This window comes from Mycobacterium sp. E136 (genome assembly GCF_001666865.1).
Classification (GTDB): domain Bacteria; phylum Actinomycetota; class Actinomycetes; order Mycobacteriales; family Mycobacteriaceae; genus Mycobacterium.
In genome coordinates, this window is the sequence record NZ_LZJE01000092.1 from 1 (window position 1) to 15366 (window position 15366).

13 protein-coding genes and 1 pseudogene are annotated in these 15366 nt (G+C 68.2%); 6 read left to right on the top strand and 8 right to left on the bottom strand.

Annotated elements, in window-relative coordinates; genetic code table 11:
* The first annotated feature begins 55 nt into the window (after nucleotides 1-55).
* The 5 genes and pseudogenes from A5698_RS06670 (at nucleotide 56) to cysC (ending at nucleotide 6536) form a co-directional block, all read left to right on the top strand.
* On the top strand, nucleotides 56-1327 hold the full coding sequence (locus tag A5698_RS06670; RefSeq protein WP_068294713.1) for an HNH endonuclease signature motif containing protein: 1272 nt from the start codon (nucleotides 56-58) through the stop codon (nucleotides 1325-1327).
* 196 nt (nucleotides 1328-1523) lie between these two features.
* Nucleotides 1524-2891, top strand: coding sequence for a sulfatase family protein (locus tag A5698_RS06675; RefSeq protein ID WP_068294716.1), 1368 nt, complete (start codon nucleotides 1524-1526; stop codon nucleotides 2889-2891).
* Between the two features lie 65 nt (nucleotides 2892-2956).
* Complete coding sequence (stf0, locus tag A5698_RS06680; RefSeq protein ID WP_068294719.1) at nucleotides 2957-3757, top strand: trehalose 2-sulfotransferase; 801 nt, start codon at nucleotides 2957-2959, stop codon at nucleotides 3755-3757.
* Nucleotides 3754-4665 (top strand): annotated as a pseudogene (cysD, locus tag A5698_RS06685) (sulfate adenylyltransferase subunit CysD). Before stf0 ends, cysD begins: the two are co-directional and overlap by 4 nt.
* Nucleotides 4665-6536 carry an adenylyl-sulfate kinase gene (gene cysC / locus A5698_RS06690; protein WP_068294722.1) on the top strand — a complete coding sequence of 624 codons (1872 nt, stop codon included), beginning with the start codon at nucleotides 4665-4667 and terminating at the stop codon, nucleotides 6534-6536. The pseudogene cysD and the gene cysC overlap by 1 nt, the downstream one beginning before the upstream one ends.
* Here the strand turns inward: cysC and A5698_RS06695 are convergent.
* Entirely contained in the window at nucleotides 6524-7285 is a 762-nt protein-coding gene (locus A5698_RS06695) for a trans-aconitate 2-methyltransferase (protein ID WP_068294725.1), read from the bottom strand. The two genes, cysC and A5698_RS06695, sit on opposite strands and share 13 nt — an antisense overlap.
* 41 nt (nucleotides 7286-7326) lie before the next feature.
* Here A5698_RS06695 and A5698_RS28475 point away from each other — a divergent pair, with 41 nt between their 5' ends.
* Nucleotides 7327-8520 (top strand): alpha/beta hydrolase family protein, encoded by a 1194-nt coding sequence (locus A5698_RS28475; RefSeq protein ID WP_068294728.1) that lies wholly within the window; start codon nucleotides 7327-7329, stop codon nucleotides 8518-8520.
* On the opposite strand, the gene eccE is transcribed toward A5698_RS28475, so the two are convergent.
* The 7 genes from eccE to A5698_RS06735 are packed head-to-tail and all read right to left on the bottom strand — an operon-like array spanning nucleotide 8507 to nucleotide 15366.
* A complete protein-coding gene (gene eccE, locus A5698_RS06705) occupies nucleotides 8507-9424 on the bottom strand; it encodes a type VII secretion protein EccE (RefSeq protein ID WP_068294731.1) in 918 nt (305 codons plus the stop codon). The genes A5698_RS28475 and eccE overlap by 14 nt on opposite strands.
* Nucleotides 9421-10824 carry a type VII secretion-associated serine protease mycosin gene (mycP, locus tag A5698_RS06710; protein WP_068294734.1) on the bottom strand — a complete coding sequence of 468 codons (1404 nt, stop codon included), beginning with the start codon at nucleotides 10822-10824 and terminating at the stop codon, nucleotides 9421-9423. Before mycP ends, eccE begins: the two co-directional genes overlap by 4 nt.
* 10 nt (nucleotides 10825-10834) lie before the next feature.
* A complete protein-coding gene (eccD, locus tag A5698_RS06715; RefSeq protein WP_068294738.1) occupies nucleotides 10835-12220 on the bottom strand; it encodes a type VII secretion integral membrane protein EccD in 1386 nt (461 codons plus the stop codon).
* Nucleotides 12221-12264: 44 nt separating this feature from the next.
* On the bottom strand, nucleotides 12265-13128 hold the full coding sequence (locus tag A5698_RS06720) for an ESX secretion-associated protein EspG (protein ID WP_068294741.1): 864 nt from the start codon (nucleotides 13126-13128) through the stop codon (nucleotides 12265-12267).
* A 6-nt stretch (nucleotides 13129-13134) separates the two neighbouring features.
* Nucleotides 13135-13425, bottom strand: a complete 291-nt coding sequence (locus tag A5698_RS06725; protein ID WP_067087002.1) for a WXG100 family type VII secretion target — start codon at nucleotides 13423-13425, stop codon at nucleotides 13135-13137.
* Nucleotides 13426-13454: 29 nt separating this feature from the next.
* Nucleotides 13455-13748: a type VII secretion system protein EsxG gene (esxG, locus tag A5698_RS06730; protein ID WP_067086999.1), complete on the bottom strand. Its 294-nt coding sequence runs from the start codon at nucleotides 13746-13748 to the stop codon at nucleotides 13455-13457.
* 52 nt (nucleotides 13749-13800) lie between these two features.
* Nucleotides 13801-15366 (bottom strand): PPE family protein, encoded by a 1566-nt coding sequence (locus A5698_RS06735; RefSeq protein WP_156670635.1) that lies wholly within the window; start codon nucleotides 15364-15366, stop codon nucleotides 13801-13803.

A 15366-nucleotide genomic window follows, 5' to 3' on the forward strand; every position in this document is an offset into this window, starting at 1 on the left:
ACAGATGCGGTTATGACCTTGGTGGGGCGATCCGAGGCCGAATAGGTTCGTTCGTATGTTCGATGAGTTGGTGGCGGTGGCCGGTCGGTCGCGGGGTGCGGGGGCGATCGGGGCGTGGGCGCGGGTGGAAAACGCTGCGTGTGCGCGCCGGCTGGCCGCTGCTGCCGACGTGCTGGAGGGGTTGATCCGCCAGGCCGGGGCGGTCGATCGCGAACAGTGGTGCATCGACAACTGGGCGATCGCGGCCGCCGAGGTCGCCGCCGCCCAGGGGGTGTCGCTGGGGGTGGCTTCTCACCAACTGGCGATCGCCGATGAGCTGCGCCAGCGCCTGCCCGCGGTGGCCACGGTGTTCGCCTCCGGCGCGATCTCCTACCGCATGGTGGCCACCGTGGCTCATCGCACCCGGCTGGTGCGCGACACCGCGGCGTTGGGCAAAATCGACGCCGAGTTGGCCGGCGAGCTGACCCGCTGGGGCACCCTGTCGGCGATCAAGCTCGATGCCGCCATCGACGCCTGCGTGGACCGCTACGACCCGGCCGCGGTGCGGCGCACCGAAAACGCCGCGCTGGGCCGCGAGGTGGTGATCCACGATCCGCCCGACGGATCGGGCACCGCCAAGATCGAGGGCTGGTTGTTCGCCGCCGACGCCGCCGCCCTCGATGCCCGCCTCGATGCGATGGCCGCCGCGGTGTGCGAGCACGACCCGCGCACCGCCGAGCAACGCCGCGCCGACGCCCTGGGCGCCCTGGGCCACGGCGCCCAGCGACTGCAATGCGCCTGCGGGCGTCCCGACTGTGAGGCCGCCGCCGCCACCCCCAGCGCGGTGGTCATCCACGTCATCGCCCGCCACGACACCTTGTCTGATGACACCCCCGCCGCCCTGCACGGCCACGCCCCGCAAAAGGAGCCAACCGACCCCGCGACCGACTCCACCGGTCCGGCGGGCACCGACTCCACCGCCGACTCGCCGGGCCCGGCGGTGACCGATCCGGGCTACCTGATGGGTAAGGGGCTGGTGCCGGCGCCGCTGCTGGCCGCCACCCTGGCCCGCAGCGCCAAGCTCCAGCCGGTGATTCATCCCGGTGATGCCGGGCCCGAACCGCGCCACACCCCCTCGGCGAGCCTGGCGTGGTTCGTGCGCTGCCGCGACCTGACGTGTCGATTCCCCGGCTGCGACGTCCCGGCCACCGCCTGCGACATCGACCACACCATCGCCTACCCCGCCGGGCCCACCCAAGCCGCCAACCTCAAATGCCTGTGCCGCCACCAACTCATCGAACATACGAACGAACCTATTCGGCCTCGGATCGCCCCACCAAGGTCATAACCGCATCTGTGGATGAACCCGAACTTGGGGACAACACCGACCACCGTCAGCCAAAACCTGGGGATAACCTGCCGTGGACACCGGTACCGAGCGTGAGGTCACGGCAGACCTGAGGTCAAGGCCGTGAGTCAAAGGGTTGCCCGTCCACGCTTCGCAGGATGAAGTGGGAACGTCGACGACGACGAAAGGATCCGCAGTGACAGACGCGCGGCGAGACAACGTGCTGATCGTGCACTGGCACGACCTCGGGCGCTATCTCGGCGCGTACGGTCACGACGACGTGTCGAGTCCCCGCCTCGACGCCTTCGCCGCCGAGAGCATCCTCTTCACCCGCGCCCACGCGACCGCGCCACTCTGCTCACCGTCGCGGGGCTCACTGTTCACGGGCCGATACCCCCAGAGCAACGGATTGGTGGGGTTGGCCCACCACGGGTGGGAGTACCGCTCCGGTGTCCGCACACTGCCGCAGATTCTGTCCGAATCCGGTTGGCACACAGCACTGTTCGGTATGCAACACGAGACCTCGTACCCGGCGAAGCTCGGCTTCGACGAATTCGACGTTTCGAACTCCTACTGCGAGTACGTCGTCGAACAATCGGCGAAGTGGCTGACGAACACGCCCGAGAAGCCATTCCTGTTGACCGCGGGCTTCTTCGAGACGCATCGACCGTATCCCCGCGACAGATACGAGCCGGCCGACGCGACCGGCGTCGCCGTCCCCGACTATCTGCCCGACACAGCGGAAGTCCGTGAGGATCTCGCCGAGTTCTACGGGTCTATCTCAGTGGCCGACGCCGCCGTCGGCAGGCTTCTCGACACTCTGTCGGCGACGGGCCTGGACCGCACCACCTGGGTGGTGTTCATGACCGACCACGGCCCGGCTCTGCCCCGCGCCAAATCGACGTTGTACGACGCGGGTACGGGCATCGCCATGATCGTGCGCCCGCCGCGCGACACCGACATCGCACCGAAGGTCTACGACGAGTTGTTCAGCGGCGTCGACCTGCTTCCGACACTGCTCGAACTCCTCGGCCTGGAAGTGCCCCCGGACGTCGAAGGGCTCTCGCACAAGGTCGCTCTGCTAGCCGACCCCGGGCCGCCGGTTCGCACCGAGGTGTACACCACGAAGACCTACCACGACTCCTTCGACCCGATCCGGGCGATCCGCACCAAGGAGTACAGCTACATCGAGAACTACGCCCCGCGGCCGCTGCTGGACCTGCCGTGGGACATCGCCGACAGCGCGCCCGGCCGAATCGTGGCTCCTCTTGTGCGGGCCGAACGACCGCAACGGGAGCTGTACGACCTGCGCGACGACCCGACCGAGTCGACCAACCTGCTCGGCCCGGCTGGGCCCGACGAGGCGGAAGCGATCGCCAATGAGTTGGCGCTGCTCCTCAACGACTGGCGCGTCAAGACCAACGACGTGATCCCGTCGGAGTTCGCGGGCACCCGAATCTCGGAGCGCTACACCCAAACTTATTTGCGTATCCAAGGACCCCTACCGAGCCGCTCCGCGATCGCGACCGAACGCGGCATCGAGGACGACGGCAACGGCCAATAATTACGCTCATCGTGAGCGAAACCGCATGTGGTGTCGGATTATTGCCGTGTGGGTAAGCTGCGCGCATGTCAGCCCCGACGGCCTATCTCGTCCTGGCCTCTCAGCGCAGCGGCAGCACGCTGCTCGTGGAATCACTGCGCGCGACGGGTGTCGCCGGTGAACCCGGCGAGTTCTTTCAGTACCTGCCCAGCACCAGTCAGTCGCCACAGCCGCGGCAGTGGTTCGAGGGCGTGACCGACGAATCGATCCTGCGTCTCCTGGACCCGCTCGACGAGGGCAAACCCGACCTCGCTCCACCGGAGATCTGGCGCGACTACATCCGCACGGTGGGCCGCACCCCCAACGGCATCTGGGGCGGCAAGCTGATGTGGAACCAGACGCCGCTGCTGCTCGACCGGGCCAGCGGGCTGCCCGAGCGATCCGGTACCGGCCTGTTGTCGGCCATCCGGGATGTCATCGGCAGCGACCCGTTCTTCATCCACGTCTACCGCCCTGATGTTGTGTCGCAGGCTGTTTCGTTCTGGCGGGCGGTGCAGACGCGGGTATGGCGCGGGCGGCCAGATCCGACACGCGATGCCCGCGCGGAATACCACGCCGGTGCCATCGCCCACGTCGTGACGATGCTGCGGGCCCAGGAAGAGGGTTGGCGCAACTGGTTCGCCGAAGAAGGGGTGGCTCCACTGGAGGTGCCGTATCCGGTGTTGTGGCGCAACCTTTCCCAGATCGTCGGCGACGTCCTCGAAGCGCTCGGACAGGACCGGCGGCTTGCGCCGGATCCGGTACTCGAGCGGCAGGCCGATCAGCGCTCCGATGAATGGGTCGACCGCTACAGGGCGGACGCGGAGCAGGAGGGACTTCCCACATGACGGTCGACACCCTGCACGTCGACGAGCTCCGGCTGTTGGAGGCCGAGGCGGTGCACATCATCCGCGAGGTGGTCGCCGAATTGGAGCGCCCGGTGCTGCTGTTCTCCGCGGGCAAGGACTCGATCGTGTTGCTTCGCCTCGCCGAGAAGGCTTTTCGCCCGTCGCCGCTGCCGTTCCCGGTCATGCACGTCGACACAGGACACAATTTCCCAGAGGTCATCGAGTTCCGCGACCGCCGCGTCGAAGGCCAAGGGCACCGGTTGATCGTGGCTTCGGTGCAGGAGTCGATCGACAAGGGTCGAGTCCCCGATCCCGGACCCGGCGCCTCGCGCAATCGCCAGCAGACCCGCACGCTGCTCGACGCACTCGAGGCGGGCGGATTCGACGCGGCGTTCGGCGGTGCCCGCCGCGACGAGGAGCGCGCCCGCGCCAAAGAACGCATCCTGTCCTTCCGCGACGAGTTCGGCCAGTGGGATCCCCGGGCCCAGCGGCCGGAGCCATGGTCGTTGTACAACGGCCGCATCAGGAAGGGCGAACAGGTCCGCGTGTTTCCACTGAGCAACTGGACCGAGCTCGACGTGTGGCGCTACATCGAACTCGAGAACCTGGAACTGCCGTCGATTTACTTCGCCCACGAACGCGAGGTGTTCGAACGCGACGGCATCCTTCTCGCGGTGTAGGGGGCCGCCAAACCCGCCGAGGGCGAGGCGTCCTCGGTCGAGTGGGTGCGTTACCGGACCGTCGGCGACCTGACAATCACCGGTGCGGTCCGCTCGCGAGCCGTCGACATCGAGCGTGTGATCACCGAGATCTCCGCTGCCACAGTGTCGGAACGCGGTGAGACGCGAGCCGACGACCGCACCTCGGTCGCCGCCATGGAAGACCGCAAGCGCGAGGGATACTTCTGATGACCCGTCAACTTCTCCGCATCACCACAGCCGGATCCGTCGACGACGGCAAGAGCACGCTGATCGGGCGCCTCCTACACGACACCGACAGCCTCCCAACGGATCACCTCGAGGCCGTCACCGACGAGGAGGGCATCGCCGATCTGGCGGCTCTCTCCGACGGCCTGCGCGCAGAACGTGAGCAGGGCATCACGATCGACGTGGCTTACCGGTTCTTCTCGACGGACACACGCAGCTACATCCTCGCCGACACGCCGGGCCACGAGCGCTACACCCGCAACATGTTCACCGGCGCGTCCAATGCTCATGCTGCGGTCCTACTCGTCGACGCGCGCGCCGGTGTGCTGCGCCAGACCAACCGGCACGCGCGCATCGCCAGATTGTTGGGCATCAAACACTTCGTCGCGACCGTCAACAAGATCGACCTCGTCGACTTCGACGAGACCCGGTTCACCGAGGTGCACAAGGAGCTGCAGCAGGTCGCCGCCCGCCTCGGCAACATCGACATCACGGTGATCCCGATCGCGGCCAAGCTCGGTGACAACGTCGTCCACCGGTCGCAGAACACCCCCTGGTACGGTGGGCCGACGCTGCTGGAGTATCTCGAGAGCATCGAGCTCACTGCGCCGCAGGCGGAATCCACCAAGTTGAGGCTTCCGGTGCAGTGGGTGTCACGCCCCACCGCCGAGCAGCGGCGCCGCTACACCGGACGGCTCTCCGGCGGGACGCTCAAGGTCGGCGACCCGGTGGTCAGCCTTCCATCCGGCACCCGCTCCACGGTGACGCTGGTCGACACGCTCGACGACGAACGCTCCGTCGCTGTTGCGCCGCTGTCGGTTTCCGTGGAGTTGGCCGACGACATCGACGTCGGTCGTGGCGACGTTCTGGTCAGCGGCTCCGACGACGCCGTCCTCCCCGTGCTCGCCCGCGAACTCGACGCCACGGTGTGCTGGTTCCGGGAAGGCCCGTTGCGTGCGGGCGATCGACTGGCGCTCAAACAGGGAGCGAAGACGGTTCGCGCCACCGTGCAGGCACTGCACAGCCGCCTCGATACGGAGACGCTCGACGAGCTGGACAACCCGGTTGAGCTGGTGCTCAACGACATCGGCGAAATCACTCTACGCACAAGCTCGGTGGTGATAGCCGACCCCTACACCGAGAACCGGGACAGCGGCGCGTTCATCCTGATCGACGAGGCCACCAACGACACCGTCGGCGCGGGCACGATCATGGAGCCGCGTGAGGTCAAACCGGGAGAACAGACGCGCAACGACATCCGCTGGCACCCCTCGTCCCTTGACCGGGACTTCCGGTGGTCGGCCACCGGACAACGCGGTGCCACCATCTGGTTCACCGGCCTGCCCGCATCGGGCAAGTCGACGATCGCAGTGGCGGTCGAACGCGCGCTCGTCGAATCCGGTGATGTGGCCTATCTTCTCGACGGTGACAACATCCGGCACGGGTTGTCCGACGATCTGGGGTTCTCGGCCGGTGACCGCGCGGAGAACATCCGCCGGGTCGGCCATCTCACCCGACTGTTCGCCGACGCCGGTGTGGTGGCGTTGGCGTCGTTGGTCTCACCGCTGAAGTCCGACCGGGAGACCGCCCGCGCTCTCAACGATGCGGCGCAACTCCCCTTCATCGAAGTGCACGTCGCCACCCCGGTCGACGAGTGCGAACGACGAGATCCCAAGGGCCTCTACGCGCGGGCGCGCGCGGGAGAACTGAAGGGCTTCACGGGCGTCGACGCCCCGTACGAGCCCCCGGAAAGCCCGGATCTGGTGCTCGACACCACCGGCGCGGACATCGACGACCTGGTCAAGCAGGTGATCGATCTTCTCAACGCCAGGCGCGGCCCTCACCCGACCTGAGCCACCACGAAAATCCGCCGGAACGGGAAGAACGTGGTTCCGTCCGACCGCCTGGGATACGCGGAATCCAGCATGGGAATCAATTCGGCGCGGAACTGCTCCCACTCGGGATCGGACAGCCTGCTGCGCACGGGGCGAAGTGCGGTGCCGGTGATCCATTCCAACACCGGGTTCTCGCCGGTCAACACGTGCACATAGGTGGTCTCCCACGCGTCGACCGCGCACCCGGCATCGGCCAGCAGATCGGCGTACCCGACGGGATCCTCGACCGGTGCCTCCCGAAACGGGAAGTCCCGCAACCGCTCTGACCACTCGCCGCGACGAACGAGCTCGCGCACCGCGAGATGCGAGGGCGCGTCGAAATTGCCCGGCACCTGCATCGCGATCCATGATTCGGATACCAGCTGGCCGGCCCACCGGACGAGAAGTCGCGGATGGTCGGGCACCCACTGCAGGGTGGCGTTGCTGATCACCACCTCGGTGCCGGGTTTCGGTGTCCAGTCGGCGACGTCGCCGACGTTCGCGTCGATACCCCGCTCCCGCGCCGCCCGCACCATCTCCGGGGAGCTGTCCAACGCCTCGATGTCCGCCTGCGGCCAGCGCTGCGCCAGTGTGGCGGTGAGATTTCCCGGCCCGCAACCCAGATCCGCAACCCGTCGCGGCGCCTCGGCGCGAACCCGCGACAGCAGCTCGAAGAATGGACGCCCGCGCTGGTCGGCGAAGGACAGATACGCCTCGGGGTTCCACATGATGACAGTTTGACATCGCCCGATCGGGATACCATGCGGACGTGAGCCAATCGGACGCCAACCCGATCGATCCACCCATCCCCGTTCCCGATGTTCCGGGTGCGGATGCCTCCCGGGGTCTGCCGCGGCGCGCCGACCTCACGCTGCGCCAACGGTTCATCGTCGACTCGTCGGCCGTCGCCGATATCGCGCTGCGGACCGCGATCGCGTCGCTACTCGCGACCACGATGCTGCCGACCCTGGTCGGCGGGTTGCGCCGGTCACAGTCACGCGCCGAACGCGAACAGTTGCAGTTCTACGCCGAACTGGCCGCGGCAAGGGATCCCGTCCGTTCGTTCCCAGCACCTTCGTCCCCGCCCCGCGTGGCATCGAGGACGGCGAACCCGCTGGCAGAGTGGATCGCCAAGGGCCGCGTCCAGAACATTCGTTTCGACAGCAGCTTCGAGGCGGTCAATCCCGCGCTGCGCGAACAGTGCCGCGGCTTCGAACGTAACAACGTCGTGCACGCCCAACACTGGCGCCATGACGACGGACCGCATCCGACGCTGTGCCTGATCCACGGCTTCATGGGCTCGCCGTATCTGTTCAACGGCCTGTTCTTCTCGCTGCCGTGGTTCTTCCGTTCGGGATACGACGTCCTGCTGTACACCATGCCCTTTCACGGTCCCCGCGCCGAAAAGGGCTCACCCTTCAGTGGCTACGGGTTCTTCGCCAACGGCTTCTCCGGCTTCGCCGAGGCGATGGCACAGGCCGTACACGATTTCCGCTCGGTCCTCGACTATCTCGAGTTCACCGGAGTCGACCGCATCGCCCTGACCGGGATGTCGCTGGGTGGATACACGTCCGCGGTGATCGCGGCCGTCGACGACCGCATCCAGGCCGTCATTCCCAACGTCCCCGTGGTCGCACCCGATCAGACCGTGGACGAATGGTTCCCCGCCAACAAGGTGGTCGGGCTGCGAAACCTGTTGACGGGAACCGATGCCGAACTCACCGGCGCGGCAACGATGTTCTCGTCACCGCTGAACTACGCGCCGCTGGTGCCCAAGGACCGCAGGTTGATCATCACTGGTCTCGGTGACCGGTTGGCGCCGCCGGAGCAGGCCGAGATGCTGTGGGAGCACTGGGACCGCTGTGCGTTCCACTGGTTCCCGGGCAACCACATCCTGCATGTCAGCCAGCCGGACTACCTGCGTCGGATGACCCGCTTCATGCGCGGCTTCATGTTCGACTGAGTTCGGCCTGCGCTCCGGCCGGCCAGTCGATCCGCGCCAGCCGATTGGGAGCGACGCCCCGAACCGGAACACCCAACTGGCCAACGGTTTTGGGGTCCAAAGCGGTCAGCAACGGCTTCTGCACGCCCCGATGGGCCGTCAGGCCGGACACCGGCACGCCGCGCACCACCTCGGGAGTGCGGAACGCACACACCGCCGCCACAGCCGGTCGCGCGGCCGAACCGCTGAACTCGACGGCCGTCCACGTCTCGGTCGGTTCCGACCACACCTCCTCGAGGCGCTCACCCAAGCGGTCGTCGACCGGAATCCCGTAAGCCGATACGAATCCGGCTTCGTCTTTGACTCCGCGCCACTTCTCGCGGGTATTGCCGATCAGCGGCGCGTCGGCATCCTCGACCAGTACAGCATCGAGGCCGGCCTCGCGAAGTTGGTCGGCGATCCGCCGGGCGGCGATCTCAGCGGTCTCGCGCAGCGGCAACTCGGGCGAACGGGCCTGCAGTGCCACGAGATTGGCGGTGGCATCGAGAGTCAGGCTGATCCACGTGGCGCGGGCACCGTCACGGTTGTGGGTCGTGACGCGGACCTTTTCGCTGCGGACGCCGAACCGCTCGACATATCCGGACACCAGGGGCAGCGGCACACCGGGGCTCGCCGGATCGGCGACCCGCACCACCACGGTGACCTGGTTCGGGTTCTGCGCTTTCGGTTTCGAGTGGTTACGCCGAAACACCGCGAAGCGGCGCGCGACCATGTTCGTCAGGAACTGGCCGCGCCACCAGGCGAACACCACGACCACCACGGCCACAGCGATGCCGAAGATCCACCAGTCCGTGGTCGATCCCCATGGGTACGCCATCGCCGCCAGGACGATGGCCAACGACGCCAACGCAATTCGAACGGTCACGATGCCTCCGCTTGGTTGTCTGGGCTTCTTCGCCGATGAACGGCGACCGCAGCCGTGACGGCCGCGATCAAGGCGAGCACGCCGGCGCCCGCGAAGGCGACCACCTTCGGTGTCGCATCGGGGGCATCAGGCCGCGGCGGCGCGGCGACCGGCTGGGGCTTCGGTTCGCCGGGACCGGCGACCGCCGCCGTCACATCCCATGTCAATGCGGCGACGGGATCGACGAGTCCCGCACCGGTCAGGTTCGACGGCGCCCGCGCCGCGCCCTGCGCGCCGGCCGTGAGACGGTCCCTGACCTGCTCGGCGGTCAGGTCGGGAAAGCGGCTGCGCACCAGGGCCGCAACGCCCGACACATACGCCGCCGCGAAGCTCGAACCGTTCAGGGGGTACAACCGTCCGCGGTCATCGGGCAGTGCGTTCGCGAGACCGCCGCCGTCGCCGTTGCTCACCGAAGCGATGTCCTGCCCCGGCGCGACGATGCCCACCCACGGACCTGCCATGGTGAAGTCCGATGGCCGCCCGGATGTGTCGAGTGATCCCACCGAGAGCACGTAGGGCTGCCAGGACGACGGTATCGACACCGAGGTGACGCCGCCCCAATTGCGGGGATCCTCGGGTCGACCGGGATTCGACAGCGGATTCGACGGACACGCCGACCCCGGGTTCAACCCCGCTTTGTTGTTGCCCGCGGCGGCGACGATCACGGCGTCCTTTTCGACGGCCGCATACCGCAGGGCCGCACCGAGTTCTGACTGGTCGACGTTCTCTGTGGCGGGAATACAGGTGACGGCCGAGATGTTGATGACCCTCGCGCCAAGATCCGCCGCGCGAACGACCGCCCGGGCCAAGGTCGCGACGTCGAGGGCGACGCGCGCGGTCGCCGGATTCTCGCCGATCTCGCGCGGAGAGAACCGCGACGAGGTCGACCGGATCGCGAGCACACGCGCGCCGGGCGCGACGCCGGAGAACCCGTCGTCGCCCGGCTGACCCGCGATCAGCCCGGCCACCAACGTTCCGTGACCGTCACAGTCACTCAGTCCGTCGGTGGATTCGACGAAGTCCCCGCCGGGTTCGACGTTCGGCAACCGGGGCCCGGGCCACACGCCGGTATCGATGACCGCGACGAGTTGTCCGTCGCCGCGGCTGTACTTCCACGCTCCGTCGAGGTTGAGCAGCGAATGATTCGGACTGGCCGCACCCGGGTCGCTACCGGGCAGCACCCCGGCGCTGACGCACGGTCCCCGCTGTGACTGCGGCTGGACGGGTCCGGCGGCGCCCGACGGCGGCCGCACCGCGGGATCGACCTGTGGCGGTGCGATCGCCTGAGCAACGGGCGAACTCGCGATCACGACGGCCATCGCCGCCGTGGCCGCGAGCGCAGAGCGCCCTCGATCGCGCATCACCGATGCCTCATCGGTTCAGCACCCAGGCGAACAACCCGACGAGATACGCCAAGACCGGAATCAGCGACGCATCGACTCCGGATGCCAGGAATCCGACCAGGCGGCGCATCGGCAGCGAGTAGGTCTCGGACGAGCCGACCTTCGGGAACATCGCCACGATCACCCACACCACCGTCAGTCCACCGAGCGCGGCGAGCGCCCACCAGGCCGCGGCGAGGCGGTCGTCGACGGCGAACACGACCAGGAACGAGACCGCAAGCAGGAACGGCTGACTCAACAACCACGCCTTGCACGGCGCGGAATCCCACACCCTTGCCCGCAGCACCGCACCAAGTGCCACCGCAGCCACGACATACCACGTCCACGGCGAAACATCCTGTGGCGCAGCCAGGGTCACCGCCCCGGCGGTGAACAGCAGCACGCCACCCGCGATGAAGCCCGTCTGGTGTGAGTCGCTGATCCGGACACGCCGGGGCAGGTCGGCGAGCACCTTCAGCGGGTGCGGCGCGGGCGTCGGGTCGCCGGGGGCGGGGATCACCGGCATCGGCAGCCGGGCCCACAACGCGGACAGTTGCGCGGCCTGGACCGTGACCACCAGCGCCGACACCACCAGGATCGATCCGACGACGATGTGATTCAGGTGCCAGATCGTGGCGGCGCCCGCGGTGATCAACGCTCCGCCGCCGACGACGGTGGCAGTGGTGAACACCGCGATCGCCCGCTGTGCGACGACGATGCTCACGATCGACCAGGCCGTCACGCCGGCGGCAGCGAGCAGCACATGCGACGATCCGAACTCACCGGGCACCCCGAGCGCGAGAGCCACGGCGATTGGCGCCAGCGCCGTGACGGCCAGCGCAGTGCCCAGCCGGGGCGAGCGACCCCACGAGAGCATTGCGGCCAGGACCGTGACCAGGGCCGTGCCACTGGCCAGAGCGAGTCCGGCGAACCCGCCGACGATCTCGCTGTGTACCGCGGCGAAGACAGTGGCGATCACGATGATCGAGCTCACGGCCGCCGCAGCGCCGCGGGCGATATGCGCCGCACCCCAGGGCTTCTCACGGGCCGCCGAAAAGATCACCGCGGCATCGCCGATGTCCTCGACGATTCGCGGCGCAGCGGGCCCGGCCGGAAGCGGTTGCAGCGCGAGCAGATCGCCGTCCACGACGCCGACGGTTTCCAGCGTCGCGTCGAGGCTGAACGGTGCGCCGCCGATCGGGGCCAGCGACAACACGACCGGTGACGCGTCTCCGTACTCTTCGTCGGCCGGCATTGCCATCTTCCGCACGGCGGGCAGGATCTCGCGCAGGGGGAGTTCGGTGGGCAACGCCATGTCGGTGACGCGGCCGCCCGCCTCACCCGCGGCGAGCACCGCGACGCGGACGATCGGCATCGACCGCGACGGAGCCGGGTCCGCCAAAGACGCTGTAGCGCCGCTCAAACTGTCTGCCATTGGTGTTCCGTTCTCTGGTTGGAGTCGAAGTCTCGGGTCAGTTTCAGGTCGGGGAACCACGCCCCGTCGGGCAGCGTTGAGGTCAGCCGTTCGACCGCGGTGGCGATCGCCATCGGCGTGCCGGGCGTGAAGGTCGAGATCCATTCGCCGTCGAATGCCTTCGACGGGTGGACGAGGACCCTGCCCTCCCGGGTGTCGACGACGCTGACGCCGACGTCGGTGCTGACGCGATGGCCGTCCCAATGGTCGCCGGCCACGATCTCGACATAGCTGCGGTCCGTCGCGTAGGCGGCTTCGACGACGGCGCGTGCGCTCGGCGGGACGCCGAGGAACTCGATCACGTCGTCCAGCGTCGCGCCGTTGCGCAGCTTTTCGTCCGCGCGCGCCCCGATCCGCGCGGGGACCGCGAACTCGTCGAACCTGGCAGGCGGGCGACCCGACAGCCCGGCGGTCAGGATGGGAACCAGCGCCTGCGGGTGGTCCACCTGCAACGCGGACAGCGTGACGAGGCCACCGCCGCGCAGCGCAACGACGGTGTGGTCATCGCGTCGCGCGACGTGTCCGCGCAGCATGGTTCCCGAGCCGCGGACGAATCGGAGTTCGAGCCACCGCCGAGCCCGGCACGTCGTCGTCACCCACTGCCGCACACGAGGTTCAACGGTGCCGTCGGCCGTCATCACCTTCAGATCGACCAGTTCGGCCGACAGCCTGGACTCGAATGCCGCCCGTTCGGCGTGCTCGCTGTAGGGCGGGGTGATGGCCAACACCCAGGGATAGTTACCTGCCCCCGAAGCGTCGGCGACGAACCAGGCCTGCTCCGCGGTCAGCTCGACTGCGTTAACTGCCACCGTTGGTCAGCCACCCCATTTGGCGCCTTCGGCCTGGTCCCGGGCGCTCATCGTCATGGTGTTCTGCTCGTGGGTGGCGGCCATTGCGCGGTAAGCGCGCACGAGTTCCTCGAGCGCGAGGTTCCACTGGGCCTGCCACGCCTGGTAAGTGGTTCCGGTGTCGCCCTGCCAGGCCCCGGCCAGTGCCGCCTGCTCGCTGGCGATATCGGCGCCGACCGCGTGCATGGCACCCGCGTAACCGGCCATCTCGCCCGCATGGGCCAGCATCGCCGGGTAGTTGTACATGATCTGAGACATCAGGTTCTCCCTCTAGGTCGGTTCGACGATCAGATACCGGTGTAGGTGCTGGCCGCAGCCGCGTCCTGCGACACGTAGGTGCCCGCAGCGTCGCCGAGGTTGACCTGAGCGATGTCCAGGAGCGCGTTGACCTTCGCAGAGACCTCGAGGAAGCGGGCGTGTGCGGCCTGGAACGCGGCCGACGACTCGCCCATGTGGAAGGCCTGCGCCGACTGCGCTGCCTGCTCGGCCTGCGCCATGGTGCTGCGCATCAGTGCAGCCTTCGCCGAGAACGCTGCCTCGGATGACACGAGTTGGGGGATGTGAGCGTCCAGGAGGCTCATGGATGTTCCTTTCGGATTGTGGTTCGGCGGAATCGGTTTCGGTCAGCTCGGTTCAGTCGTTCTCTCCCCCCTTGTGGTCCCAGTCGCTGGGCAGCATGGGTTCGGTGGGGCCGCCGCCGAACGAGTCGCCGGCGAGCTCAGTGAGCCCGCTTGCCTGCTCGGCGTCCGACTTGGTCGCCGCACCGGTGAATCCCACTGCGCCGGCGCCCTTCTCCGACGCGGCCACGCGCGGGCGCCGAACGCGTTCGCGTGGCGGGGCCGCGTCTTCCGGTTCGTCGGGTTCGTAATCCATGTAGGCGTCGGCGTATTGCCGCTGGTGCACCGGCTGCGGGCGCTTACGCCGGGCCTTGCGCTTGGCCAACGACGACGCCGCAGCTGCGGCGGCGGCCGACGCAGCAATGTCCGATGCGGGTGCCGTCAACCCCGTTCCCTCGCGGAACGTCGGAGAGATACCGCCTTCGGGCTCCGGTCCGGCCACCGCGTACGGCACGGCCGCGCCTACACCAGGCGCCGGGGGCGCACCCGCAGGTGCCGCGCCCGCACTCACCGACGCGGCGGGAGCGGCCGGAGCGGTGGGGACCGTCGGCGCCACGGTGGCAACCGGCGGAAGCGATTCCGCGCGCGGCTCCGCGACCGGCCGGACGGGCGCCGGTGCGGGAGCAGGTGCGGGCTCGGGTGCGGCGGCCGGAAGCGGTGGCGGGGTCTGCGACTGGACGATCAGGCCGATCAGCAGCGGCAACCAGATCGGAGCGCTGAAGATCAAAGACCACGTCGTCCATCCGAGCGGCTGAGTGATCGCCTGGTACAGAACGAAAAACAGCACCAGTCCCGACGATGGATTGAACAGCCACCCGAAGAAACTGTTCATGAAGTCGCTCAGCGCGTCGAGGACGTTGCCGAAGAACTGGCGTGCGAAGTTCAGGATCGACTCGAAGAAGTCCTCGAAGAACCTCATGATGTCCCGCAACAGATCCGCAATGGAGTCCGCGATGTTTCGCGCACCACCGGAGTCGGCGGCAGTCGCCATCGCCGCCGCCTGCTGCATGTCGGCTGCGGCCGAACCTGCCTCACCCACGCCGGGAGCGAGCAGGAGCGGTGCGGGCGGCGTGGTCGGTGCCGCCGCCACCGCGGCACCCGACACCGCCTGGTACGTGCTCATCGTCGTTGCCGCCTGGATCCACATCCGCACGTAGTCGGCCTCGTTCAACGCGATCGGAATCGTGTTGATACCGAGGAAGTTCGTGGCGAGCAGCACCGCGTGGGTGGACTTGTTGAGCGCGAGTTCCGCCATCGTCGGCATGGTCGCCAGCGCCGTGGTGTACGCCGCCGCGGCCGTGGTGTGCTGCGCCGCCGCAGCCGCACTGTTCGCGCTGGCCTGTGCCAACCACGCGAGGTACGGCGTGTGAGCTGCCGCGTACTGTGTGGCGCTCGGCCCCTCCCATGCACCGCCCTGGACCGCACCCAGCACGGCGGTCAACTCCGCTGCAGCAGATGAGTATTCGGCCGCCAGCGACTGCCACGCACCAGCCGCAGCCAACAGCGAACCCGGTCCGGGCCCGCTGCTCAGCATGGTCGAGTGCACCTCCGGCGGAAGCGCCATCCAGATGGGAGCCGTCAC